This window comes from Haloarcula sp. Atlit-120R (assembly GCF_003665885.1).
Taxonomy (GTDB): Archaea; Halobacteriota; Halobacteria; order Halobacteriales; family Haloarculaceae; genus Haloarcula; species Haloarcula taiwanensis.
This window is the reverse complement of record NZ_QPLN01000109.1, coordinates 1-442: the sequence shown is the minus strand read 5'-3', so window position 1 is coordinate 442 and position 442 is coordinate 1. Positions and strand designations below refer to the sequence as shown.

The 442-nt window shown below is 68.3% G+C and carries 1 protein-coding gene; it reads right to left on the bottom strand.

The annotated features are described in order from the left end of the window. Positions 1-442 (bottom strand): AIR synthase-related protein (locus DVK01_RS21455; protein ID WP_233562848.1); only part of this gene is annotated, 442 nt, incomplete at both ends.

The window sequence follows — 442 nt, the reverse complement described above, 5'->3', positions numbered from 1 at the left end:
TGCCCTCGGCGACCTCGCCGATGACGGCGCTGCCGAGGTCGAAGCGCGCGGCGAGTTCCTGCACGCGCTCGACGTTCTCGGGAGTCACCTCGTAGCACATGCGCTCTTGGGACTCCGAGAGGAGAATCTCGAAGGCGTTCATGTTCGGCTCGCGCTGGTGGACCTTCTCGAGGTCGATTTCCGCGCCGAAGCCCCCCTTGGCGACGAGTTCCGAGGACGCGCCGCCGAGGCCGGCGGCTCCGAGGTCGCGGGCGGACTCGACGAGGTCCTCGTCGATGAGCGCCTCGTTGCACTCGATGAGCAGTTTCTCCGTGTAGGGGTCACCGACCTGTACCGCGGGCCGGTCTTCGGTTTCCGCGTCCTCAGCGAGGTCCTCGCTGGCGAAGGACGCGCCGCCGAGCCCGTCGCGGCCGGTCGAACTGCCGACGAGGACGAGCTTGTT